The sequence below is a fragment of the Acetobacterium sp. genome (genome assembly GCF_041752335.1).
Lineage (GTDB): Bacteria > Bacillota > Clostridia > Eubacteriales > Eubacteriaceae > Acetobacterium.
Map to the genome: position 1 here is coordinate 1 of NZ_JBGSHG010000091.1, position 24,968 is coordinate 24,968.

A 24,968-nucleotide genomic window follows, 5' to 3' on the forward strand; every position below is an offset into this window, starting at 1 on the left:
CTGGCAAAAAGTATTCAAAAGTTGCGCAGATGGTACTCTGTTAAAAAGAGATTGGACGACCATCTGCTAATGAACAAAATTGTGTTGGCAAGTGCACAACTTTTCGAGACCAAACGCTAAACTTTTTGATTGACAAACACAACCGGGGTGATGTATCAAAATTCAATGGCGAATATGCAAGAGTAATCGGTGGATTTAACCAGATACTGGATGCGGTCATTGCACCAGTGATGGAAGCGTCAGATACCCTGAAAAAATTATCTCAGGGAGATTTGAGTTCGGAGATGGTTGGTGATTATAGGGGTGACCACGCTCAAATCAAAAATGCGTTAAACCAGACCATTGCCTTTTTAAAACAATATGTATCAGAAATTACCATAACTCTTAAAGAAATGGGAAATGGCAATCTCAATCAAAAAATCACAACAGAATATTTGGGAGATTTCTTACCGATTCAGAATGCATTAAACGAAATCATATCAAAATTAAACGAAACCATACTGAATATAAATTTAGCAGCTGGTCAGGTTGAGATGGGTGCGCAGCAGATTTCAGATGGCGGACAGGCATTGGCTCAGGGAACTACCGAACAAGCCAGTTCGATTCAAGAACTGACTGCTTCCATAGAAGAAGTTGCGGATGAAACAATAAAAAACGCTAAAAACGCCAATGAGGCCAATAAATTAGCGTTGGCTGTGCTTCAAGGTGCAGTAACAGGGAATGAACAAATGAGCAAAATGGTTACGGCCATGGTAGAGATTAATGAATCTTCCGGTAACATTTCAAAAATTATCAAAGTGATTGACGATATTGCTTTTCAAACAAATATTCTGGCATTAAATGCTGCAGTAGAAGCGGCGCGGGCTGGACAGCATGGCAAAGGTTTTGCTGTGGTTGCTGAAGAAGTCAGAACATTAGCAGCAAGAAGTGCAGAGGCGGCTAAAGAAACTACAAATCTGATTGAAGGCTCCATTGAAAAAGCGAAAGCAGGAAGCAAGATTGCTAACGATACGGCTGAAAGTTTGAACGATATCCAAAAAAGAGTAGCGAAGGTTACTGATTTAGTTGGCAACATTGCTCGGGCATCGAATGATCAGGCGTCTGAAATTGCTCAAATCAATCAGGGAATCGAACAAGTATCAATGGTTGTCCAAACAAATTCAGCAACTGCGGAAGAAAGTGCAGCAGCCAGTGAGGAACTCTCAGGCCAGGCAGAGTTCTTAAAAAAAATGGTGGGTGCTTTTCAATTGAAAATCTAGTCATAGGCTGTTGAATAAGAGCTTTTCATTATTGTTAAAATACAATTGAGAAAGGTTCTTTTTTTATTGGTGTTAAAAATATCATGTTATCGTAAATACAGGTTAAATAGTGATTGACGTTTACAATAATATATTGTATATTAAAGATAATCGATTATGTATAATAAAGCGGGAAGGTAGTTGAGTATCGATTTTCGCTAGTTTAATCATTAATCGAGACTTATGCGATTAAAAAAGACAACAGGAGCAATCATATTATTAATTATTACCGAAATGGTAAAATTGAAAGGTGGAATTATTATGGGGTATTTAGTAGCAATTGGTCTTACGGCGGGAGTTATCGCCGGGGTTTTTACACATTTGGCATTCATAGCAGCGGTATTACCAGTCATTGTGTGGGTATCCTTCGCCGGAGAAGCTAGCTTCTTCGCTGCTGGGGGAAAAAATATGGGTTTTGTAAAAGGTCTTGCGTCAAACCTGGCAGGTGTATTCTGGGGTTATGTCATATTTTTTATTGTCGGCGCATGGGCTTCGCCACTGGCCATGGGTTTAGCTGTATTTCTTGCGGTTTTGATGATGTGTATCCAGGCTAAAATTGAAATCCTTTCCTTTATTCCAGGAGCATTTATTGGAGCGGCCTGTCTTTTTGGCACGGCATCGGCCGATTTCCCCAGTGGAAACATTGTTGGTGTAGTCATTGCACTGGTACTGGGAGCAGTAATGGGTTGGGTGGCTGAAAAAGCAGCAGGCCCAATTGCCGGTTTAATTGCAAAAAAAATTCCGGAAAAAGCAGTGGCAGAACAACAAGCATAAAAAATTTGTCAGAGTCAGTTGAGTTTTAAATCGCATAAGTAGCAACAATGATCGATCACGTCCAAAAGACGTATTGCCAGATAACTTCATGTTAAAAGCAATACGTCTTTTCTGGTTGAGTCAAATTATTTTGCAATGATACAGGCAAATCGTATTTTTGGGGTTAAAAGGAAACCGTCTTGGCGCATTAATTACGGCAATGAAAATTAGATATATTTAAAAATTCAGCATTGCTTTGAATAATAAAAAAATTAATCATCAATATAATCAGGAATCTGGAAAATTTATAAATATTATTCGGATTTAAAAGATGAGGAGAATAAGGCATTAACGATTATAGATAATTTTGACATGCATAGAATTTGTGCTATAATAAATCAATAATGAATGTTGTAGCAAGGAGAGATCTATTGTGGTAGAGTTAGACGGAAAATTAAAAAAAAGAACTTTATATAGTGATGAGATACGAGAAGTCATCAAACAGGCCATCATCAGCGAGGAGTTAAAACCCGGCGAACGGGTAGTTGAAACCCGTTGGGCAAAAAAACTGGGGGTATCTCAATCACCGGTGAGAGAAGCCATTCGTGATCTTGAAATGATGGGTTTTATTGAAAACCGTCCTTATCAGGGAGCCTTTGTGCGCAAAATGGACAAGAAAGATGTGATTGATGCGTATTACGTTCGGGAAGCCCTGGAAATGGCAGCCATGCGTTATGCCGTTGAAGTCATTACCGATGACCAACTGGAAGACATACTCAATGTGATGGAAGAAATGAAACAAGCGGTTAAAGATGGAAATTTTGAACTTTTTGTTGAAAAAGACAGCTTGTTCCATGAAAAAATTATGCAGATATCCGATAATGGGTTATTAATCAAGCTTTGGAATCAGTGTAAGATCCGGGAATATACCAGCATCAGTGCCTGGATTTCAGATCTTACCCTGGAAACATTGGCCGAGCGGCATAATAGCCTGTATGAAGCATTGAAAACAAGAAACAAGGAGATGGCGATGGAAGCTGTCACGGAGCATTTTGAAGTACTGATCGAAGAAATGAATAATATTTCCTGACAAGAGGAAGCAAGAAAAAAATTAAAGTAAATAATATCAATTCTGTTTGACAGAGATTCCCATAATGATTGGTTAATCATTATGGGAATTTTTTTAAACAGATTTTTTTTGTGCAAAATTAATTTAATAAATTTACGAAATAACAATTGACATTAGGAAAGGGAGGTGTTAGTATTCATCTATAAAATATAATCGATTATATATAATATTTAAAAAATTATGTAGTGCAAAGAAAAATTAAAATATTGGTATTAATAGCAATGGTATGAAAACGCTAATTTCCTTGTGGTTCTTAAAGCACCGCTTATGAATGCTAAAAATCCTGTTGTTAGATTTTCAAGTATTTTAAAATTTTTACTTTAATTTGGAGGTTTAATTATGTCTGATTGTGAAAAGACCAATTATATTGGTAAAAGTGTTCAAAGAATTGACGCATTTGAAAAAGCAACCGGTAAGGCGAAATACTTTGAGGATTATCAGGTCCAGTATAGAGATTTGCTGCATGTAAAGGTTTTACGTAGCCCACATGCTCATGCAAAAATTGTCAGCATCGATGTGAGTGCAGCAGAAGCACTGCAAGGTGTAATAACTGTAGCAAAAGGAAGTGATCCAGATATTCCCTGGTCTGACCTCCCCTATGCATCCAGTTATTATGGAAACCCGGCAAAAGATGAGGTTATCTGGGCCGGACAGGCGGTTGTAGCTGTAGCGGCAGAGACCATTGAAATCGCCGAACAAGCCTTAGAGTTGGTTAAGGTTGTTTATGACGAACTACCATATGTTACTGATCAGCACTTGGCAATGGGACCAGACGCTATATCAGTTACAAGCCCTGAACTGGGAATTGCTGCTGGATATGGTGGGGTTCAACCTGAAGGACCCAATGTCATGGGAAGCTATAAATTGAGACATGGTGATGTTGATAAAGCCTTTGCTGAAGCAGATGTAATCGTTGAGGAAGAATACCAGGCTGGTAAAAAATCAACTTCCCAAATTGAATGCAATGGCAGTATTGTTGAATATCAAGAAGATGGCGGTGTGACGGTAATCACTAATGGCTGTGGTGTTCACGGTGTAATAAAAAATCACTTACTGACCATGTATCCACAGCTTACATCATCCAAATTGCGCGTTATCCAGCCGGTTACCGGCGGTAGTTTCGGAAACCGTCTGTTCCCATTAGTTGAGCCACTAGCAGTATTAATGGCTTTAAGAACAAAAAGAACTGTTTCATATGTTCTTTCCAGAAAAGAAATGTATATCTCATCACCATCCAACTGGCCGGTTTATACCAAATTGAAACTAGGCGCTAAAAAAGATGGAACGATCATTGCTGAAAAGCTGGAATTGGTTGAAGATGCCGGAGCACAGATCAGAGGTTATTTTGATGGACGTTTATCATCTTCAGGTTTAATGTGCGTCTATAATATTCCAAATGTTCACTGTGATTCTTATGCAGTTCGAACAAACACCATGCCATGTGCTCCATATCGTGGTTTAGGCTGTGCAGAATCGGAATGGGCAATGGAAAACCTTCTGGATGTACTGGCCGAAAAACTGGACATGGATCCTTTAGAAATCAGATTAAAGAATATGATCAAAAATGGGGAATCCAATGCTTATGGTGAAAAAGTAACCAGTATTGGTCTCGGAAAATGTTTAAAGGCTGTAGCTGAAGGGATCAAAATTGATGAACCGTGCCAACAAGATGATGGTCCATGGAAATACGGAAAAGGGATTGCGGCGGCCGGAAAGCAGAACACACCACTTGGTCGTGCCGAAGCGGACTGTTTAGTTCACAGCGATGGCAGTATCGAAATTCTTGTCAGTTGTGATGAGCAGGGAATGGGTGTTCAATCAGCACTCCGGCAAATGGCAGCGACTGAATTCCAGATTGACATTGACAGAATAAAAGTAACCCGAGCTGATACCGCCATCACTCCATTTGATAACTTTGGGGCTTCCAGCCGAACAACTTATACAACTGGGAATGCCGTCATTATTGCCTGCCAGGATGCAATTGATCAATTAAAGGAAGCCGCTGGCCGTGAAGTTGGTTTGGCAAAAAAACAGATTACGATTAAGGGCGGGAAAGCCTACATCGTTGGTTCAAATATTGAATCCATTGATATCCCTGATTTATTCAAGCCATTTGATTTCTTTACCCAGCAGACCTGGGGATTATTAAAAGGTACACCAGTAAGAGGTCGTGGCGTATTCTGTCCGGCTCCAGCAGTGGAATGGTTTGGACCTGGTCACGAAGATGGCCGAACACCAAGAATGTGGAACTGGTATCAGTTCAGTGCTTTTGGTGCAGAGGTGGCTGTTAATGAAGAAACAGGTCAAATTAAAATTCTAAAACTGATGAGTACTGCGGATTCGGGAAACCCTATCAATCCAAAACTGGTTGAAGGTCAGATTGATGGTGGTGTTATCATGGCACTGGGATTCTCGATTATGGATCATCATATGTTCCAGGATGGAAAAATGATGAATCCCAATATGTCAGACTATCGTTTGCCAACAACCCTGGAAACACCGCTACAGAAAAACTTTATGCGTGCGATCTTACCAGATCCACTTCCAGATGGTCCGTTTAATGCAAAAGGGATGGCAGAATCCATCATGATTCCTGTTGGACCGGCCATTGCAGCAGCCATTTATCAGGCGATTGGCGTACGACCGACAGAAATGCCAATGACAGCAGAAAGAATATTGAAGTTGATTAAAGATAAGGAGGCCAATGATGCAAAATAGAACGAATTATATTCAAGTTGAATGTGAAATAAATGGAAAACCAGTTGATTTACTAGTTTCACCAGACCGAACCGTAGTTGATGTATTGAGAAATGAATTGGGTTTAACCGGAACAAAACAAGGGTGTGATGACGGGAATTGCGGTGCCTGCACCATTTTAGTTGATGGCAAAGCGGCAAAAAGCTGTTCAATGCTGATTGGGCAGGCAAAAAATAAAAAGATTACAACCATCGAAGGTGTCAGCAACGGAGATGTGCTTCATCCAATGCAGCAGGCGTTTATTGACCATTTTGCAATTCAGTGTGGCTTCTGTACGCCAGGGATGATTATGACAGCGATTGCGATACTCAATGAAAATCCCAATGCTACAGAAGAAGATATCCGCGAAGGATTACATGGTAATTTATGCAGATGCACGGGCTATGTAAAAGTTGTGGAAGCTATTGAAGATGCCCGAGATCAGATGAATGTTGGGGGTGAAAAATAATGAGATTTGATTCATATTGTGAACCAGAAACTATTGAAGAATGTTTAACCATAATGGAAGAACAGGGATCTGATGCTAAAATTCTGGCTGGTGGAACTGATCTGGTTATCCGGATGAGAAACCGGGTGCTAAAACCTAAAACAGTCGTGAGCTTAAATGCCATTCCTGAATTAAGCGAGGTGACCTTAACCGAAGATGGCCTTTATATTGGCGCCATGGCTCGGCTGATGGATGTTTCTAAATCGGAACTTTTGACTGGGGCCTGGAAAATCGTCAAAACTGGGGCCGGAAATGTATCCAGCATGCAGGTGCGAAATATTGCCACCCTTGGCGGAAACACCTGTAATGCTTCCCCAAGTGCCGACACCGTTCCTGGTCTGGTTGTTTCCGGAGCAGTTGCCAATATTGCGGGGAAAAATGGTAACCGAAGTGTTCTGCTGGAAGACTTTTTTACCGGCCCAGGCAAAACCGTATTAGCTGATGACGAAATGTTAGTGAGTTTTAAACTCCCAAAATACGCCGATAAAACCGGTGCTGTTTACAAAAAATATTCAATCCGTGGCGATACCGATATTGCAATTATCGGCGTTGCGGGGAAAATCACTTTGAATGATCAGGGTGAAGTAGCTGATGTGAAAATTGCTTTAGGTGGTGTCGCCCCAACCGTTATGCGGGTGCAAAAAGCCGAAGCCTTATTAACAGGAAAGAAACTGACCTTTCAACTAATTGAAGAAGCTGCAGTGATCGCTTCAGAATCGTGTACACCGATAACCGATGCTCGTGCGACAAAAGAGTATCGAACTGAAATGGTTAAGGTTTGGGTACGACATGTATTAACCGATGCGGCACAGGAAGCTCAAAACAACTAAGCCAGTTAAGGAGCAGAAATGATGCCGCAAGGCATCGCTGCTCCTTTTTTAAACCAATAAATCAATTACGCCGATTGAGAAAGGAAATTTAAATGGAGAAATTAACATCGAATGTCTATACAGAAACAAAGATTCGGGGGTGTAATCCCAGTATTGTTTTCACAAAAGAAGGTGCGGTATTTATTGATACCGCTCAGATTCTAACCGACTTACTGGAAATGATCGCCTTTGCCGAAGAAAAAGGACCGATCAAATACATGATCAATACGGAGCCCCATATTGACCATATTTTCGGAAATCACTGGTTTGCTGGCAAATGTCCGGTTATTGGACACGAAGCAATCGACAAAGATTTCTTCCTGGTGCCAGGTGAGATGGATGGCTATGACTACTCTGTGGATGTGTTAACCCGACAAGATCCCAAAGGCCTGCCATTAATGCCATCCCGGGAAGATTATATTATTAATAAACCACAAATAACCTTCTCTAAAGATATGTCAATGAAGGTGGGCGATCATACCTTTAAGCTCTACCATACACCAGGTCATTCTGATTCGCAGATTGCGGTTTATGTACCAGAGGAACGGGTTGTTTTCGTCGGAGATACCATTTTTTCTGATTGCCAAACCTGGCTGCACTCAGCCAACATCGATGAGTTGATCAATTCGCTTAAATTCATCTATACCCTGGATGTGGATTATATTGTCCCGGGTCATGGACCAGTGGTTAAAAAATCATATATTTTAAAACAATTATCTTTTATTTATGAGTGGCTTAACCAGGTTGCCGAAGGGATTGCCAAAGAATGGACCCTCGACGAATGTATCGAAAAAATAAGTTTTGCGGACCGATGTCCAGTGGATATTGGTCAGGATGAAATGATGGAGTACATTCAACGAACAAATATCATCAAGTGTTACAACTACTTAACCCAGGGATAAGCGACGAAGGGCTTATCCAAAATGAAAAAAGGAGGACATTTTGCAGATGAAATTGGATTCAATTCATAACGTTTCGATTATCGGAACTGGCATGATCGGTGCCAGTATGGCCGTGTTGTTTACCGGAAATGGCTATAAAACGACCATCCTGGCCTATAACGAGGCCGAAGTAGAAGCCGGAAAACAACGTTATCAGGCCTGTTTTGAAGATCTGGTACAAAAAAAACTGGTCACCGAAAAACAATACCAAGCCTGTGAAAAACTGTTGACGATAACAACTGACTATCAGGACATTTCTGATACCGAACTGATTTTTGAATGTGTGGTTGAAAATCTGGCGGTTAAACACAGCGTTTATCAAGCCATTGAAGAGCACTGTCCGAACTTTAAAGCTATTGCCTCGTCGACATCAGCGATTTCCGCCGATGATCTGGCCGAAGGCTTGAAACAAAAAGAAAAGCTGGTGGTGGCTCACCCCTGGAATCCCCCTCATCTGGTTCCTTGTGTGGAGTTGGTGCCAAGCCAATGGTCGGACGCGGGTGTCATCGAAGTCATTTATGAGTTTCTGGAATCGGTCGGACGAAAAGTGGTGGTCATGAAAAAAGCCGCGCCCGGATTTATCGGCAATCGCCTGCAACATGCGTTGTACCGGGAAGCCGTCCACATGGTGGAACAGGGCATTGCGTCACCGGAAGACATTGATAAAACCTTAAAATACAGTTTTGTACCCCGGTATACCTCCATCGGTATTTTTGAACATTTTGACTATGCCGGTTTGGATATGATCGTCAGCATTGATGATTATCTCTTTCCAGATCTTTCAAATGCCGAGAAAACTCCGGATTATATCCGGTCACGCTTTGAAAAAGGTGATCTCGGTCAGAAAACCGGTTTAGGCGTCTACGATTGGTCGAAGGTGGATATGGACGAATTCCGGATGAAAGCCGCAAAACCATATTTTGAGTTTTTCAACTGGAGTTTACCCGAAGAAGAGTAAGAAAAAATAACAGTAAGGATTGAAAGGAGTAATAACGTGATATCAAAAGAACGAAAATTTTGGATCTACGAGATCATGAATAAAATCAGATATTTTGAATTAAAGGCCCTGCGCTTGTTTGAAGAAAATAAACTCCGTGGATCGGTTCATTTATATGCCGGCGAAGAAGCCGTTGCCGCCGCGGTATGTTCCCAATTAACCGATGACGATTATATCACCAGTACCCATCGGGGCCATGGTCATTGTATTGCCAAAGGCGCTGAGCTGGATAAAGCCATGGCTGAATTAATGGGCAAGGAAACCGGCTACTGTAAAGGCCGCAGCGGTTCCATGCACATTGCCGATTTTACCAAAGGTAATCTTGGTGCCAATGCCATTGTCGGTGGGGGCATTCCGATTGCCACCGGAGCGGCGCTGGCCGCCAAGCTTCAGAAAAATGACAAGGTCGCCGTTTCATTTTTTGGGGATGGTGCTTCTAATGAAGGAACCTTCCATGAAAGTCTGAATCTGGCAGCCGTCTGGAAACTGCCCATCATTTTTATCTGTGAAAATAATGGTTTCGGTATCTCGGTTCCGGTTGCCCAGTCAACATCGGTTGAAAACATCAGTGATCGTGCGGTCGGCTATGGGATTCCTGGAGTAACCGTTGACGGGAATGATGTTTTTGCTGTTTATGAAGCCTTTGAAACCGCCCTTAAACGGGCGAAGGCAGGCGACGGTCCGACTTTGATTGAATGTAAAACCTATCGGACCCTTGGTCATTGGACCGGAGATCCCCAAACCTATCGGGATAAAAAAGACGTTGAAATGTGGCGAGATACCAAAGACCCGATTCAATTGTTCAAAAAACGCCTTATTGATGCCGGTGATTTCACGGCTGCAGAACTGGATAAGGTTGAAGAAGCTGCTAAAGTGGAAGCAGATGCCGCCGCCGAGTTTGCCATCAACAGTCCGAATCCGGATCCTGCCGATGTCATGAACGATGTTTTCTACGAAGCTTGAGAAAGGAGCAAAAATGAGTATAAAAACTTACGCAACAGCCATTCGCGACGTCATTGCAGAAGAAATGCGTCGGGATGAAAATGTTTTTGTTATGGGAGAAGATATTGAGTTACTGGGTGGTATTTTTGGATGCACCCGGGATTTATATAAAGAATTTGGTACCGATCGGATCAGAAATACGCCAATCTCCGAAGCCGCGATGATCGGAGCCGGCGTTGGGGCCGCTTGTGCTGGTATGCGTCCAATTGTAGAACTGATGTACATGGACTTTACCTTAGTTGCAGCAGATCAGATTATTAACCAGGCTGCCAAAACCCGCTATATTTTTGGGGGTAAAGCGAAGATTCCCCTGGTCATCCGGGGACAACAGGGAATTGGCCGGGGCAACGCCGCCACCCACAGTCAGAGTCTGGAAACAATTTTTATGCATTTTCCGGGGATTAAGCTTGCTTGTCCGTCTAATGCCGCCGATGCCGCCGGTTTATTAAGAACCGCAATTCGCGATGATAACCCGGTAATGTTCTTTGAACATAAGGCACTCTATGCTTCTAAATTCGAAGTACCCGATGATCCGGATTTCTGTGTGCCGTTTGGTAAGGCTGAGATCAAGCGAACCGGTAAAGATGTCACCATCGTGGGTTCACTGCTTTATGTCAGTAGAGCCCTGGAAGCGGCAGCTGAACTGGAAAAAATGGGGATCGATGCCGAAGTGATTGATCCCCGAACGATGGTACCTTTTGATATGGACACCATTATCGAATCAGTTAAAAAAACCGGAAAACTGGTGGTCGTTCATGAAGCCCATAAGGTCGCCGGTTGGGGTGCAGAAGTCGTTTCAGAAGTAGTTGAGGCGGCCTTTAAATATTTAGATGCGGCACCCATCCATCTCGGTGCAAAAGCCTGTCCGCTGCCGTTTAATATTGAATTGGAAAATGCAGTTGTACCCAGTGTTCAGCAGATCGTTGAAGCAGCAAAAAAAGTGTGTTATCGATAGACTCGATAGTTAGGAGGATAGAATGGCAGAATTTATAATTATGCCCAAACAAGGTCTCCAGATGACCGAAGGAACCATCATGGAATGGTTGGTTGGAGAAGGAGAGGAAGTTATTGCCGATACTCCTTTATTCGAAATGGAGACGGATAAATTAACCATTTCCATTGACGCCAGTGCCAGTGGTACCTTGTTAAAAATAATTCATGACGCCGGAGCCGTGGTTCCGATTACCGAACCGATTGCCATTATCGGTGAAAAGGACGAAGATTTTTCCGCTTTATTAGGTTCCATCGGGGCACCGGCAGCAGCAGTTGCTGAAAGTGCGGAAGCAGTTCAGAGTAAGGAAGCAGCAATCGGAACAGCAGCCGTTAAGGCACCACGAACAGGAAGATTTTTTGCTTCCCCCCGGGCTAAAATGCTGGCTGAAGAAAAAGGGATTGATGTTGCCGATATTGATGGTTCCGGCCCGGAGGGACTGGTCATTGAAAAAGATGTGATGGATTTTGCTTTTAATTTTGAAGCAATGCCTGGGACGAAAACAGCCGCAACGCCATTGGCAAGAAAAGTTGCTGAGCTGGAAAATATTGATATCAATGGGATTCAGGGCACCGGCGTACGCAATAAAGTGTTAGCCGACGATGTCCGGGCATCGGCATCAGTCAGTCAGGCGCCGGTTCAGATGGTTCAGCAACTTGATGAAGAATTGATTCCGATTAAAGGGATGCGAAAAATTGTGGCTGAACGGATGAAACAAAGCCTTGGCGAAATGGCTCAGGCCAACCATCGTATCACCGTCGATATGACCAATTCGGTGGCGCTTCGAGAGCAGTATAAAGCAGTGGGCAGAAAGGTCAGTTACAACGACATCGTGCTGCGTTGCACGGCCAAAGCCTTAACTGAATTCCCAATGATGAACTCCTCCTGGACAAGTGAGGGCATTGTGCTTAAGAAATACATAAATATGGGTATGGCCGTGGCCATTAATCAAGGTTTAATTGTTCCTGTCATTAAAAATATTCATCTCAAATCGTTGGATCAAATTTCAAAAGAATCCAGTGAACTAGCCTTAAAAGCAAAAGAAAACCGACTTCAGCCAGAAGACTATAGCGGTGGAACCTTTACCGTTTCCAATCTGGGGATGTTTGATATTGACGGCTTCACTGCCATCATCAACCCACCAGAAGCTGGCATCCTGGCGGTTGGTAAGCTGGCCAAACAACCGGTGGTAAGCGGGGATGAAATTGTTATCCGAATGATGATGCAGCTCAGCCTGACCTATGATCATCGTACCGTGGACGGTGCCCCGGCCGCTCAGTTCCTGAAACGGATCAAAGAATTACTTGAAAATCCGATGTTGCTGATTTAAGGAGAATGACTTTATGAAATATGATGTTGCAGTTTTAGGAGGAGGCCCCGGGGGATACGAAGCAGCAATCCGCTGTTCCCAGTATGGTCTCAAAACAGTGCTCATCGAAGCAAGAGAACTTGGCGGCACCTGTTTGAATCGTGGTTGTATTCCAACCAAAGCCTTGCTTCATGGTGCCGAATTTTACGATGAAGCAAAGAGTGCCCAAGAGTTTGGTGTTCTTTTTGACAATCTCGCATTTGACTATCAAAAATTGGCAGTCTATAAAGAAAAGATCGTCAGCAGGTTGAGAAAGGGCATTGAAGGACTTGAAAAAGCCCATGGTGTCACCATCATCAAAGGCTTTGGGGCGTTAAAAAATGCTAATGAAATAGCCGTAAATGGGGAAACGGTAGTGGCCGATCACATCATCCTGGCTACCGGTTCCAGTCCGTTTTTGCCACCCATTCCAGGGGTCGATAATAAATCCGTCATGACCAGTGATGAAGTTCTGGAAATGAAACAATGTCCGGAAAGCCTGGTAATCATCGGCGGCGGCATCATCGGCATTGAATTTGCGACCTTATATGCATCACTGGGAAAAAAGGTGACGGTTCTGGAAATGCAGCCGGATATTCTAAAGGGAATTGACAAGGAAATTGTTAAGGAACTGTCCCAGATTCTTAAGCGCAAAGGAGTTCAGATTATCGCTGGTGCCAAGGTCACGGGGATCGAAGAAGCGGAAGAAATCACCGTGAATTATGAAAAAGACGGACAGCCTAGCAGTGCTGCCGGGGCTTGTTGCATTGTCAGTGTCGGTCGAAAAGCGCAAATCGATCAAATCGGGTTGGATGCCGTCGGCATTAAGCGTCATGGCGGATTTGTTGAAGTTGATGCGTATCTCAGAACCAATATCCCCAATATCTATGCGATTGGTGATATCACCGGAAAAATACAGCTGGCCCATGTGGCCACCAAACAAGGGATGGTTGCCGCAGCAAATATCAGTGGCAAACAGCAGCGGATGAAATATGAGGTGGTACCTTCCTGTCTTTATTCCAATCCGGAAATTGCCTGGATTGGCTTAAGCGAAGAAGAAGCGATTAAGGCCGGAAAGCATATAAAAATCGGACGCTATGGAGTCGGCGGTAATGGCAAGTCCAGTGTCATGGGCCATAGCAAGGGACTCATCAAACTGGTCTGTGACCATGCCACCGGTGAAGTTTACGGAGCCCAGATCATGGCCCCCAGAGCCACCGATATGATCGGTGAAATTGCGGTAATTATGGAATGCGAAGGCACCATTGAAGAATTATCAGACGCCATTCATCCTCATCCCACCGTTTGTGAAATTATTGTAGAGGCGGCTCACGATGTGGAAGGGCTGTGCTGTAATGCACCGCCTAAGAAATAAAAATCAGGAGGAAAATAGAATGAAAAAAATTAAAGTAGGAGTTGCCGGATACGGCGTCATTGGTCAGAGACTGGCAGATGCAGTGGCACTGCAAGGCGATATGGAACTGGTGGGGGTTGCCGATTTAGCACCGACTTTGTCAATTCGGGCATTAAAAGAAAAAGGGATGCCTTATAACTTGTTTTTAGTGGACATGAACCGGAAACCAGAGTTTGATGCCCTGGAAATTCCCATTGCCGGATCTTTTGAAGACCTGGTCGATCAGGTTGATATTATGCTGGATTCTTCACCAGGCGGTGTTGGGGTTAAAAATAAAGAACTCTACGCATCAAAAGGCGTGAAGGCTATTTTCCAGGGCGGTGAAAAGAATTCGGTCGCTGATGTATTCTTCCACGGCTATGCCAATTACGAACAAGGGCTGGATCAGGATTATTTGAAACTCACCAGTTGTAATACCACCGGTCTGATTCGTGCCGTTGATTGTCTGGACCGAAACTGTGGTGGGGTAGAACGGGTTGCCATTACCATTATCCGTCGGGTTGCCGATCCCGGCGATTATCACCGCGGCTTAACCAATGCGCTACAGGTAGACAAGGCCCCTTCCCATCAGGCGGTGGATTTAATGACCATCATGCCCCATGTTGAAGCCACCGGCGTGCTGGTTCATACACCAGTTACTCATGGTCATATTATCACGGTACTGGCCACCGGCAAGGAGAAAATCACCAAAGAAATGGCTTTGGAAGCATTCAAAAAACATCCCCGTATTCGGGTGGTAAAAATTGATGATGGTTTCCTGGGAAATGCCTCCTTCTTCCGATATGCCAGAGATCTGGGCAATACCAGAGGCGACATGTATGAAATTGGTTTATGGGAAGATTGTATCGTCGAAAGTGGAAACGATATTATGTTCGCCATTAATATTCCCCAGGAAAGTGTCACCATTCCCGAAACAATGGATGCGGTCAGAGCCGCTACCGGGATGCAGCAAACCCGCGAAGACGGAACAGCAGCAACCAATAAATATTTGAATTGTCAATGCCGTTAAGGGAGTGGGCCAATGAAATTTGGAATTAAAACCTTGGATGACTTTCAATACTCCGGAAAAACGGTCCTCCTCCGGGTGGATATTAACCAGCCGGTGGACAAAGAAAAAAATACTTTAAAAGATATTACCCGAATCAAAGCCTGTCTTCCGACTATCCGGGAATTATCGGATCAGGGCGCCAAGGTGGTGATTCTGGCTCATCAGGGCAGCGATATTGAATATGAAAACTTTTATACCACCGCACCGCATGCAAAAGTTTTAACCGAATTGCTTAATAAAGAAGTGAAATTCGTTGAGGATGTTTGCGGTCCCACCGCCAGAGCAGCGATTTCAGCATTGAATGATGGCGAGATTCTATTATTGGATAATGTCCGTTTTGTCTCGGAAGAACAGACCTTGTTTGAAACGAATTTAAAATTAAACCATGAAGACCAGGCTAAAACCCTGCTGGTCAGAAAACTGGCACCGCTGGCGGATCTGTATGTTTGTGATGCTTTTGCAGCTGCCCACCGGGATCAACCCTCCCTCTGCGGTTTTGAACAGGTACTGCCGTCAGCAATGGGGAGATTGTTTGAAGAAGAGTACAGTGTCCTGTCCGAAATTACCGAAAATCCCGGCAGACCATCGGTCTTTGTTTTAGGCGGCGCCAAAATATCCGATGCCTTTATCATGATGAACTCGGTGCTGGGAAAAGGAATTGCCGACACGGTTTTGGCCGGTGGTTTAGTGGGAAACATCATGTTACTGGCAAAAGGATTTGACATCGGCGCAAGCTCAAAAGCCTTTATTGAAAAAAGAGGGTTTAATCAATACATTGAGGATGCCAAAGAATTGCTGGGAAAATATGGGGCGATGATTGAATTGCCAACGGATTTAGCCTATCTGGATGGCGGGGTCAGAAAAGAAGTGAAACTGACTGATTTGCCGGTTGATAAAATGCTGGTGGATATCGGTCGCGAATCAACCCAGAAATTTCAGGAGATCATCCTTGGCGCCAAAACAGTTTTCACCAACGGACCGATGGGGATTTTTGAAGAAGAAATTACGGAATACGGCACCAAAAATGTCTGGGACGCCCTGGGAAAAACCGCAGCTTACACGGTTATCGGCGGTGGAGACAGCATTACCGCCACCAATAAATACAATTTAAGCGAAAAAATTGATTATATCTGCACTGGTGGTGGTGCCCTGATCCGATTTTTAACGGGTGAAACCCTGCCGGTTGTTAAAGCATTGATGCATGGTTCAGAAATAAAGGAAAAATAAAAACGAACACCAGATAGTAAGAAGGAAATGAAGAGAGGTTATTAAAATGGATTATGCACAGGAATCATTAAAACTGCACTATCAATGGAAGGGGAAACTGGAAGTAAATGCCAAGGTTTCCGTTGATAATAAGGAGGATCTGTCCCTGGCTTACACCCCGGGGGTGGCCCAGCCTTGTCTTGAAATTCAAAAAGATATCAGCAAAAGTTATGAACTGACCGGTCGTTGGAATACCGTTGCTGTCATCAGTGACGGAACTGCGGTACTCGGGTTAGGTGATATCGGCCCAGAAGCAAGCATGCCGGTAATGGAAGGGAAATGCGTTTTGTTCAAAGAATTTGGCGATGTGGATGCCATTCCCCTCTGCATCCGTTCCAAAGATGTGGATGAAATTGTTCAGACCGTCAGTCTCCTGGCCGGTAGCTTCGGCGGTGTGAACCTTGAAGACATTGCCGCTCCGCGATGTTTTGAAATTGAGAAACGGCTCAAAGAAATCTGCGATATTCCCATCTTTCATGATGATCAGCATGGTACCGCGGTGGTCACCCTGGCAGCGGTGTTAAACGCTGCGAAATTAACCGGTAAAGAGTTTAAAACCATGAAAGTGGTCATGAACGGCGCCGGATCAGCGGGGATTGCCATTGCCAAGCTGCTGTTGCAGGTGGGTGTTGAAGACATCACCATGTGTGACCGGGTTGGTGTCATTTATGCCGGTCAGGAAGGGTTGACACCGGATAAGCAGGAAATTGCAAAAGTGACCAACAAAGTCGGAATCAAAGGGAGTCTTGCCAATGCAATGAAGGATGCCGATGTATTTATTGGTGTATCCGCCCCCAATACCGTTACTCCAGAAATGGTGCTGTCCATGAAGAAAGATCCAATTCTATTTCCGATGGCCAATCCCACTCCAGAAATCATGCCGGATCTGGCCTTGAAAGCTGGAGCAGCGGTTGTTGGTACCGGTCGAAGTGATTTTGCCAATCAGATTAATAACGTCTTAGCCTTTCCGGGAATTTTTAGGGGCGCACTGGATGTCAGAGCCAGTGATATCAATGACGCCATGAAAATCGCCGCAGCCTACGCCATTGCTGGTTTAGTAACCGATCAAGAACTCCGTTCAGATTTTATTATCCCCAATGCTTTTGATCCCCGGATTAAAGACGCAGTCGCCAAAGCGGTGGCAAAGGCTGCCCAGGAAAGCGGTGTCAGCCGCATCTAGGGGTTGGGAGTCATTTATGAAAATAGAGATAGCAATTGGAAAAGAAAAACAAGCGGTTAATATTCCGGAAAAAAATCTGGAAGCAATTTTAAAACCAAATTCCATTGAAGTGACGACAAAAGGTGAAGATGCCGTCTGCGCAGCGCTCCAAAATCCCATCGGAACACCCCCTTTAAAAGAGCTTATCAGACAGGGTGAAAAGGTTGTGATTATTACCAGTGATATTACCCGGCCATTGCCGTCACATGTGGTATTACCGCCGATTCTTCATGAACTGAAAAAGAAGGGCATCAAATGTGAAGACATAACCATTGTCTTCGCTCTGGGGAGCCATCGGAAACATACCGCCGAGGAAATGAAAAAACTGGTCGGTGATTACATTTATTCAACCATTCGTTGTGTCGATGGCGATCCAAAAGATTTCGTGAACATGGGCAAAACAAAAAATGGTACCCCTGTGGATGTGACCCGGATTGTGGCAGAAGCAGACCGTCGCATTTGCCTGGGTAATATTGAATACCATTATTTTGCCGGTTACAGTGGCGGTGCCAAGGCTATCATGCCAGGTGTTTCGACCCGAGCCGCGATTCAGATGAACCACAGCTGTATGGTTGATCCTCTGGCGGTGGCCGGAAAGATTGACGACAATCCGGTGCGACAGGACCTGGAAGAAGCGATTGAATACTGCCCCATAGACTTTATTGTCAATGTCATTCTCGATGAGAAAAAAAATGTCATCCATGCCGTAGCCGGTCATTATATCAAAGCCCATCGGGAAGGCTGTAAATTCCTCGATCAATTGTACAGTAAGCCGATTGCTGTGCTGGCAGATATTGTGATTGTATCCCAGGGAGGAGCACCCAAAGATTTAAATCTTTATCAAACCCAGAAAGCCCTGGATAATGCCAAGCATGCGGTTAAAGATGGCGGCATCATCATTCTGGTGGGTTCCTGCGAAGAGGGCTTTGGCGAAGGGGTGTTTGAAGAATGGCTGCTAACAGCTACGGATTCCCAGTCCTTAATTGAACGGATCAAAAATGATTTTCAATTAGGGGGACATAAGGCTGCAGCCATTGCCATGGTTCTGGAAAAGAGCGAGATCTTCTTTGTTTCAAAAATGGAACCGGAAGTGGTCGAATCTATCTTTATGAAACCGTACATCACCGTTCAGGGAGCATTAAAGGCAGCCTTTGACAAACTGGGACCCGATTCTAAAGTTTTAGTAATGCCCCACGGCGGCTCAACCCTGCCAATTTTGGAAAAATAATATCAAAGCATTGCTTATTTATCAGCCGACTCCTTTAATGGAGGAGTCGGTTTATGGAAAGAGGTAACAAAGTGAAAAAAGTAAAGGAAGGAGCTGTCATTCTGGCAGCCGGGATGTCCTCACGGATGGGTGACTTTAAACCGGTGCTGAAAATTGGGAATCTTTCAATTTTAGAAAGGATCATATTAACCTTTCAGGATGCTGGTATCATAGAAATTGTTGTGATTACCGGGAATAAGGCTAGAATTGTCGAAGAACTGGTAAAAAGTATGAACGTTACCTGTCTTCATAATCATAAGTTTGCCACAACTCAGATGTTGGATTCGGTGAAAATAGGTCTGAAATATCTAGAGCATAGGTGTGAACGAATTCTCATTACGCCCATTGATATTCCCCTTTTTTCCAAAGAATCGGTGATGAAACTGATGGATTCAAAAGGTATGTTTATTAATCCGGTACATCGGGGTGTAAAAGGGCATCCCTTTATGATTGACACTCGGGTTTTGCCAGAGATCTTAGCTTATACCGGAAACAAAGGTTTACTGGGAGCCGTTGAGAGCTGTGATTATGAACAGATTGAGGTTGAAGTCGAAGATGAAGGAATTTTGCTGGATGCGGATACCAAAGATGAATTTAAAAGCTTGTTGGATTTATATTATAAACGGAAATTAAAACCAAAAGTCCGTGTCAGCGTGGAAAAGGAAGAATCTTTTTTCGGTACTGGTACTGAACAATTGTTAAATTTAATCAAGATCGGCGAATCGGTTAAAAGCGCCTGTGGAAAAATGAATCTTTCATACAGTAAGGGATGGAAGATGATTAATCAGGTTGAAGAACAACTAGGATTTCCAATCGTTTATCGTAAGCGTGGAGGCATGAACGGCGGCAAAACCATTTTAACGGAAAAGGGAATCGATTTTTTGGAAAAGTACCAAAAATTTGAAAAAGAGTCAATCAAGAGTGTTGACGAAATATTCGACCGTTATTTTTTTTAAGATCGAATTGTTTTGTGAAACAACTCGATTATTAGCCAAAGCGTTAAATATTTGATAGGTTCTTTAAATGAACCGTTTAATTCAACAGAAAAAGTAGAAAAAAAGGAGTTTGGATAATATGAAAGCTGCAATATTTGGAGTCGGACAGGGTGGAAATGCACTGATGAATTTGATATCCAGTGACTATGAAGTCGTTGCTTGTTTTGATAATAACCCTGACAAGTGGGGGTCAATTATTTCGGGATTAACAGTCAGGTCGCCGGATAAACTTCTGGATGATAACCCTGAGATTATTTGGACCGGCAGTTTAAACGCAGATGTGGCAATTGATATAGAGAATCAAATCAGAGGTCTGGGGTTTGACGGAACCGTTAAACATGCCAGCGATTTAAAAAACAGATATGATCTTCGGCTTGCTGAACTGCGGCTTATTGGAGATCAAATAAGGAAACGCAGGGTTACAGGGGTAATTGCAGAATTAGGCGTCTACCAGGGAAAATTTGCCCGGGAACTGAATCAGAATTTTTCGGATCGACAACTGTATCTCTTTGATACCTTTGAGGGTTTTGTGCCGGAAGACATTGCCAGCGAAAGGGGGCTGTCCAAAGCTAACCCCGGGGATTTTTCCGATACCAGCGAAGAAGACATTCTCAATAAAATGCCCTTTCCGGGGCAAGTTGAGATTTTTAAAGGCCGTTTTCCCGAGACCATTCCTGATGAAGAAATTCTATATGCCTTTGTCAGCCTGGATGCTGATTTGTATGAACCCACCTGGCAAGGCCTTTCGTATTTTTATCCCCGGCTCAGTTCTGGTGGAGTAATGTTAATCCATGATTATAACAGCATGCAGTTTCCCGGGGTAAAAAAAGCGGTTGATGAGTATTTAAATGAGCAGAAGTTATTTATAATTCCACTCTGCGATTTTCATGGTACTGCCATCTTCATCAAAGCATAGATGTTGATTAAAGGACATGAGAAGCATTTATCTAATTCGTCATTGTCAGCCAGCGTATCCAAACGGCGTAAAATGCTGTCTCGGGAAACTTGATTTGTCATTGAGTGAAGAAGGGCGACTTGAGGCAAAAAAGTTGGCGACCTATTTTTCTAAAATAGCGTTATCTACGATTATTACCAGCCCGCTGGCCAGGAGCCGGCAAACTGCCGAAATTATTTCAAATGGCAGATACCCTATTGTCTCTGTTGTTGAATTAGAGGAGATTGATACGGGATTGTGGGACGGATTGCCGTTTGATTTGATTAAACAAAAGTATCCAGAGGATTATCAGCAGAGAGGAGAAAATTTGGCTAGAGTACCCTTTCCGAAGGGGGAATCGTATCATCAAGTTTTGATGCGGACTGAGCCATGCATTGAGAAAATGATGAAAAATTATAAAGGAAATTTGGCCATTGTTGGTCATACATGTGTCAATCAGGGATTGTTGAGCAGGTGGATGGGTTTGGATTTGGAGCAGGCACCTGGGCTGCTCCAATCATATGGGAGCATTAGTCTGATTGAAATAGATAAACATACTAAAAAAGTAAAGTATGTAGGTAAAAATTTAGAGGCAATTCCTGATCAAGATGAGTGCCAGGCTATTTTAGAAAGATTTCAGGTCGGTGAGGACGTTCGAAATCACGGAAGAAGCGTCTGTGAACTGGCATTGGAATGGACTGATCTGTTGATGCATAAAAATTATTATCTGAATCGTAACTTGATTGCAGCCGCAGCACTGCTTCATGATATTGCTCGGGCTGAAAAAGAGCATGCACAAATTGGTGCAGATTGGATTAACAGAGAAGGTTACCCCTTAGTTGCGGAGGTGATTGAGTTTCATCATCATCTTTCAAGTTATGATGAAGAGCGAATTACAGAAAAAACAATTGTCTATTTGGCAGATAAAAAGGTATCAGGGTGTCAACGGGTCAGCATTGAGGAACGGTTTAATAGAAGTAGAAAAAAATGCACCACCTTGGTAGGAAGAGTTAAACATCGGTTAGCTTATCTACAGGCAAAAAAAGTAGAAATTCTGTTAGAAGAAGCGATGGTTTATTAAAAGGAGAAAAACGATGCAATTAATTGAAACAACCAATGCAGTAGGCCATGTACTATGTCATGATATTACCCAGATTATCAAAGGCGTGAAAAAAGATACGATATTTAGCAAAGGACATACAATTAGAAAGGAAGATATTTCTGTATTATTATCCGTGGGAAAAGAAAACCTTTACGTTTGGGAAAAAGAAGAAGGGATGCTTCATGAAAACGAGGCGGCTGAAATCCTCTATGATCTTTGTAAAGGCGAAAATATGCGGCCATCAGAAATCAAAGAAGGCAAAATCGAACTCATTGCCAGCTGTGATGGGGTACTTAAAATTGATAAGGATAAAATGAATCGGGTGAATGCCCTGGGCGAGATGATGATTGCCAGCCGGCACGGAAATTTTCCAGTTAAGACTGGGGACATTCTGGCAGGTACCCGGGTTATTCCGCTGGTGATTGCTGAAAGCAAAATGAATCAGGCCAAAGAAGTGTGTGGAGAAGGATCGATTTTTCAGATCAAACAATATGTGCACAAAAAGGTAGGGATTGTCACGACTGGTAGCGAAGTCTTCCACGGTCGGATTAAAGACACCTTTACACCGGTTATCGAAGAAAAACTGGCAGAATTTGATGTCGAAATCATCGGGCATCTTATTTCCAATGATAATCATGAGATGATTACCGAGTCGATTATGACACTGCTGGAACAGGGAGCTGATATGATCATCTGCACCGGGGGAATGAGTGTCGATCCGGATGATCGGACACCCCTTGCCATCAAAAACACCGGCGCAAAAATGATTACTTATGGTGCACCGGTGCTGCCGGGAGCGATGTTTTTACTGGCTTATTATAAGGGCACAATTCCCATTGTGGGCCTACCTGGGTGTGTGATGTATGCTAAACGAACAATCTTTGATTTGGTACTACCCCGGATCATGACCGATGAACGATTGAGAATCAATGATTTTACCATTTTGGGGCAAGGCGGTCTCTGTCTAAATTGTCAGGTCTGTATTTATCCGAACTGTGGGTTTGGGAAAGGTGTGTAAGAAGTGAAATTTGCGATTCTCAGGTATCAGAGCAAAAAGAAGCTAGTAAGGAAGATGAGGGGATAAGTTTTGGGTAATCTATATGAATTAATTAAAAAAAGTGATGCTAACCAGAAGTATCTGATCGCTACCGTGGTGGAAGGCGAACATTCAGGAGAGAAAGTATTTGTATCCCTGGAAAAAATCGTTTATGAAACTGGAAAAAGCAGTTTTCTGAAACAGCATATCGAAATAATTTTAAATCAATTGGAAACGGGATTGATCACTGTCGATGGCAACCGGATTTTCTGTGAAATCTTACAACCTGATAAAAAGCTGGTTATTTGTGGGGCTGGTCATGTATCAATTCCGATAATAAAAATTGGATTGATGGCTGACTTTTCAGTTAGTGTTATTGAGGATCGCTACACCTTTGCCAATGATGCCCTTCGGGCCGGCGCAAATCAGGTGATCTGTGAACCCTTTGAGCAGGGATTGAAGAAAATTGAAGGGGATAAAAACACCTATTTTGTCATTGTAACTCGGGGTCATCGTTATGATCAGATCTGCCTGGAGGGAATTATCAAAAAAGAGAATGCATATATTGGCATGATCGGCAGTAAAGTCCGGGTGAAAAATGTGAAAGATCAGCTGGCCCAAAAAGGGGTTAACTTAGAAAAACTGGAAAAGGTACATACGCCCATTGGTTTAAAGATCAGGGCAGAAACCCCGGTTGAAATTGCCATCTCTGTTATGGCAGAAATCGTCCAGGAAAAAAATCAGAAAAAACAGAGCTGTGGTTACTCCAAAGAAATACTTGAAACCCTCAACGCAGCTGAGAAATTAAGCGAAAAAAAAGTCATGGCGACGATTATCAGCAGAAAAGGTTCAGCCCCCAGGGAAGTGGGCACCAAGATGTTAATTTACCCAGATGGCCGGACGGTGGAATCCCTTGGTGGGGGTTGTGCCGAAGCAGATATAAAAATTAGGGCCTTGTCGATACTAAACAGTGACAAAGCTAAATCGGAATTGCATCGAGTCGACATGACAGGATGGCAGGCGGAAGAAGAAGGCATGGTTTGCGGGGGGATTATTGAAGTATTTCTGGAAAGCGTAGTACCATGATATTTGTTTCTGGAAAATACTGATCAACGATATAATAGTTTTTGAAAAAAGAAAGTTGGATAAAATTATGCTGGATCAATATGGAAGAAAAATTGAATATATGCGAATCTCTGTGACCCAGAAATGTAATCTGAAGTGTATCTACTGTGATCCGGATGGTGAAAATTGTAAGGGTAGCGAAGACGATAGTCTAACACCTCGGGAATTAGAAAAAATTACGCGATCGATGGTTAATGCAGGGATTAGAAAAATCAGAATTACTGGCGGTGAACCGCTGTTAAGACGGGATATCTGTGAAATTATTTCCAGAATAGCGAAGATTGATGGTATCGAAGATATTTGCATGACAACCAATGGCATTCATCTCTTAAAGATGGCAGGTGATTTAAAAGCTGCTGGCCTTCGACGGATTAACATCAGCCTGGATTCTCTGAAGCCAGAAAAATTTAAATTCATTACCGGCGGCGGTGATTTAAAAAGAACTATGGATGGAATTGACCGGACCCTGGAATTGGGGATGACGCCAGTAAAGATTAACACCGTTTTGATTAAGGGGATCAATGATGATGAAATTGATGACTTGATCGAACTGACAAGGAATCGACCCATTGAAGTCCGTTTTATTGAACTGATGCCGATGGGGAGTTTTGGCGCAGATAACAGGGATAAAATCATTCACAATGACGACTTAATTGCAGCCAGACCGGGTCTTCAGTATCAGGCAAGAACCGATAAGGGTTCTCCGGCGATTTATTATCAGATGGATGGTTACAATGGCAAAATCGGCTTTATTTCACCCATGTCCCACCAATTCTGTGCAGACTGTAACCGCATCCGGCTGACTTCTGACGGAAAGATCCGACCTTGTCTGGGAAACAATGGGGAGGTAAATATTCGGCAAGCGCTTAATCTTAAACCTGAGGATTTCAATCAAATTGTCAGTCAGATTATTAGGGATAAACCGCGGGGGCATCATTTCGATAAGGATTTCAAATCAACTCGAGCAATGCATATGATTGGAGGCTGACT

General features: G+C 43.2%; 21 protein-coding genes and 1 pseudogene. All 22 read left to right on the plus strand.

The window, feature by feature from the left end; genetic code table 11:
• Positions 1-143: 143 nt before the first annotated feature.
• Positions 144-1,259, plus strand: a pseudogene (locus ACEW8F_RS11575) (methyl-accepting chemotaxis protein); the annotation flags it as partial.
• Between the two features lie 222 nt (positions 1,260-1,481).
• Positions 1,482-2,072: a DUF1097 domain-containing protein gene (locus tag ACEW8F_RS11580; protein ID WP_373483625.1), complete on the plus strand. Its 591-nt coding sequence runs from the start codon at positions 1,482-1,484 to the stop codon at positions 2,070-2,072.
• A gap of 412 nt (positions 2,073-2,484) precedes the next feature.
• On the plus strand, positions 2,485-3,141 hold the full coding sequence (locus ACEW8F_RS11585; RefSeq protein ID WP_373483626.1) for a GntR family transcriptional regulator: 657 nt from the start codon (positions 2,485-2,487) through the stop codon (positions 3,139-3,141).
• Positions 3,142-3,519: 378 nt separating this feature from the next.
• Positions 3,520-5,898: a xanthine dehydrogenase family protein molybdopterin-binding subunit gene (locus tag ACEW8F_RS11590; protein ID WP_373483627.1), complete on the plus strand. Its 2,379-nt coding sequence runs from the start codon at positions 3,520-3,522 to the stop codon at positions 5,896-5,898.
• Positions 5,885-6,385: a (2Fe-2S)-binding protein gene (locus ACEW8F_RS11595; RefSeq protein WP_373483628.1), complete on the plus strand. Its 501-nt coding sequence runs from the start codon at positions 5,885-5,887 to the stop codon at positions 6,383-6,385. Before ACEW8F_RS11590 ends, ACEW8F_RS11595 begins: the two co-directional genes overlap by 14 nt.
• Positions 6,385-7,254 carry a xanthine dehydrogenase family protein subunit M gene (locus ACEW8F_RS11600; RefSeq protein WP_373483629.1) on the plus strand — a complete coding sequence of 290 codons (870 nt, stop codon included), beginning with the start codon at positions 6,385-6,387 and terminating at the stop codon, positions 7,252-7,254. Before ACEW8F_RS11595 ends, ACEW8F_RS11600 begins: the two co-directional genes overlap by 1 nt.
• A 92-nt stretch (positions 7,255-7,346) precedes the next feature.
• Positions 7,347-8,195, plus strand: coding sequence for an MBL fold metallo-hydrolase (locus ACEW8F_RS11605; RefSeq protein ID WP_373483630.1), 849 nt, complete (start codon positions 7,347-7,349; stop codon positions 8,193-8,195).
• Between the two features lie 46 nt (positions 8,196-8,241).
• The gene (locus tag ACEW8F_RS11610) at positions 8,242-9,192 is read left to right on the plus strand and encodes a 3-hydroxyacyl-CoA dehydrogenase family protein (protein ID WP_373483631.1); all 951 of its coding nucleotides are present in this window, start codon (positions 8,242-8,244) and stop codon (positions 9,190-9,192) included.
• A gap of 75 nt (positions 9,193-9,267) precedes the next feature.
• A complete protein-coding gene (locus tag ACEW8F_RS11615; protein ID WP_373483632.1) occupies positions 9,268-10,194 on the plus strand; it encodes a thiamine pyrophosphate-dependent dehydrogenase E1 component subunit alpha in 927 nt (308 codons plus the stop codon).
• 19 nt (positions 10,195-10,213) lie between these two features.
• Complete coding sequence (locus ACEW8F_RS11620; protein ID WP_373483693.1) at positions 10,214-11,188, plus strand: alpha-ketoacid dehydrogenase subunit beta; 975 nt, start codon at positions 10,214-10,216, stop codon at positions 11,186-11,188.
• A gap of 22 nt (positions 11,189-11,210) precedes the next feature.
• Entirely contained in the window at positions 11,211-12,554 is a 1,344-nt protein-coding gene (locus ACEW8F_RS11625; RefSeq protein WP_373483633.1) for a dihydrolipoamide acetyltransferase family protein, read from the plus strand.
• 13 nt (positions 12,555-12,567) lie between these two features.
• Positions 12,568-13,947: a dihydrolipoyl dehydrogenase gene (gene lpdA, locus ACEW8F_RS11630; RefSeq protein WP_373483634.1), complete on the plus strand. Its 1,380-nt coding sequence runs from the start codon at positions 12,568-12,570 to the stop codon at positions 13,945-13,947.
• 19 nt (positions 13,948-13,966) lie between these two features.
• A complete protein-coding gene (locus ACEW8F_RS11635; protein WP_373483635.1) occupies positions 13,967-14,995 on the plus strand; it encodes a type II glyceraldehyde-3-phosphate dehydrogenase in 1,029 nt (342 codons plus the stop codon).
• Between the two features lie 12 nt (positions 14,996-15,007).
• Positions 15,008-16,261, plus strand: coding sequence for a phosphoglycerate kinase (pgk, locus tag ACEW8F_RS11640; protein ID WP_373483636.1), 1,254 nt, complete (start codon positions 15,008-15,010; stop codon positions 16,259-16,261).
• Positions 16,262-16,307: 46 nt separating this feature from the next.
• Entirely contained in the window at positions 16,308-17,480 is a 1,173-nt protein-coding gene (locus ACEW8F_RS11645; RefSeq protein ID WP_373483637.1) for an NADP-dependent malic enzyme, read from the plus strand.
• A gap of 16 nt (positions 17,481-17,496) precedes the next feature.
• Positions 17,497-18,747, plus strand: a complete 1,251-nt coding sequence (gene larA, locus ACEW8F_RS11650) for a nickel-dependent lactate racemase (protein ID WP_373483638.1) — start codon at positions 17,497-17,499, stop codon at positions 18,745-18,747.
• Positions 18,748-18,818: 71 nt separating this feature from the next.
• On the plus strand, positions 18,819-19,742 hold the full coding sequence (locus ACEW8F_RS11655) for an NTP transferase domain-containing protein (protein WP_373483639.1): 924 nt from the start codon (positions 18,819-18,821) through the stop codon (positions 19,740-19,742).
• Between the two features lie 118 nt (positions 19,743-19,860).
• Entirely contained in the window at positions 19,861-20,697 is an 837-nt protein-coding gene (locus ACEW8F_RS11660; RefSeq protein ID WP_373483640.1) for a TylF/MycF/NovP-related O-methyltransferase, read from the plus strand.
• 16 nt (positions 20,698-20,713) lie between these two features.
• Positions 20,714-21,796 carry a histidine phosphatase family protein gene (locus ACEW8F_RS11665; protein WP_373483641.1) on the plus strand — a complete coding sequence of 361 codons (1,083 nt, stop codon included), beginning with the start codon at positions 20,714-20,716 and terminating at the stop codon, positions 21,794-21,796.
• Positions 21,797-21,809: 13 nt separating this feature from the next.
• Positions 21,810-22,835, plus strand: coding sequence for a molybdopterin-binding protein (locus tag ACEW8F_RS11670; RefSeq protein WP_373483642.1), 1,026 nt, complete (start codon positions 21,810-21,812; stop codon positions 22,833-22,835).
• Between the two features lie 69 nt (positions 22,836-22,904).
• A complete protein-coding gene (locus tag ACEW8F_RS11675; protein ID WP_373483643.1) occupies positions 22,905-23,939 on the plus strand; it encodes an XdhC family protein in 1,035 nt (344 codons plus the stop codon).
• A gap of 67 nt (positions 23,940-24,006) precedes the next feature.
• Entirely contained in the window at positions 24,007-24,966 is a 960-nt protein-coding gene (gene moaA / locus ACEW8F_RS11680) for a GTP 3',8-cyclase MoaA (protein WP_373483644.1), read from the plus strand.
• The last annotated feature ends 2 nt before the right edge of the window (positions 24,967-24,968 follow it).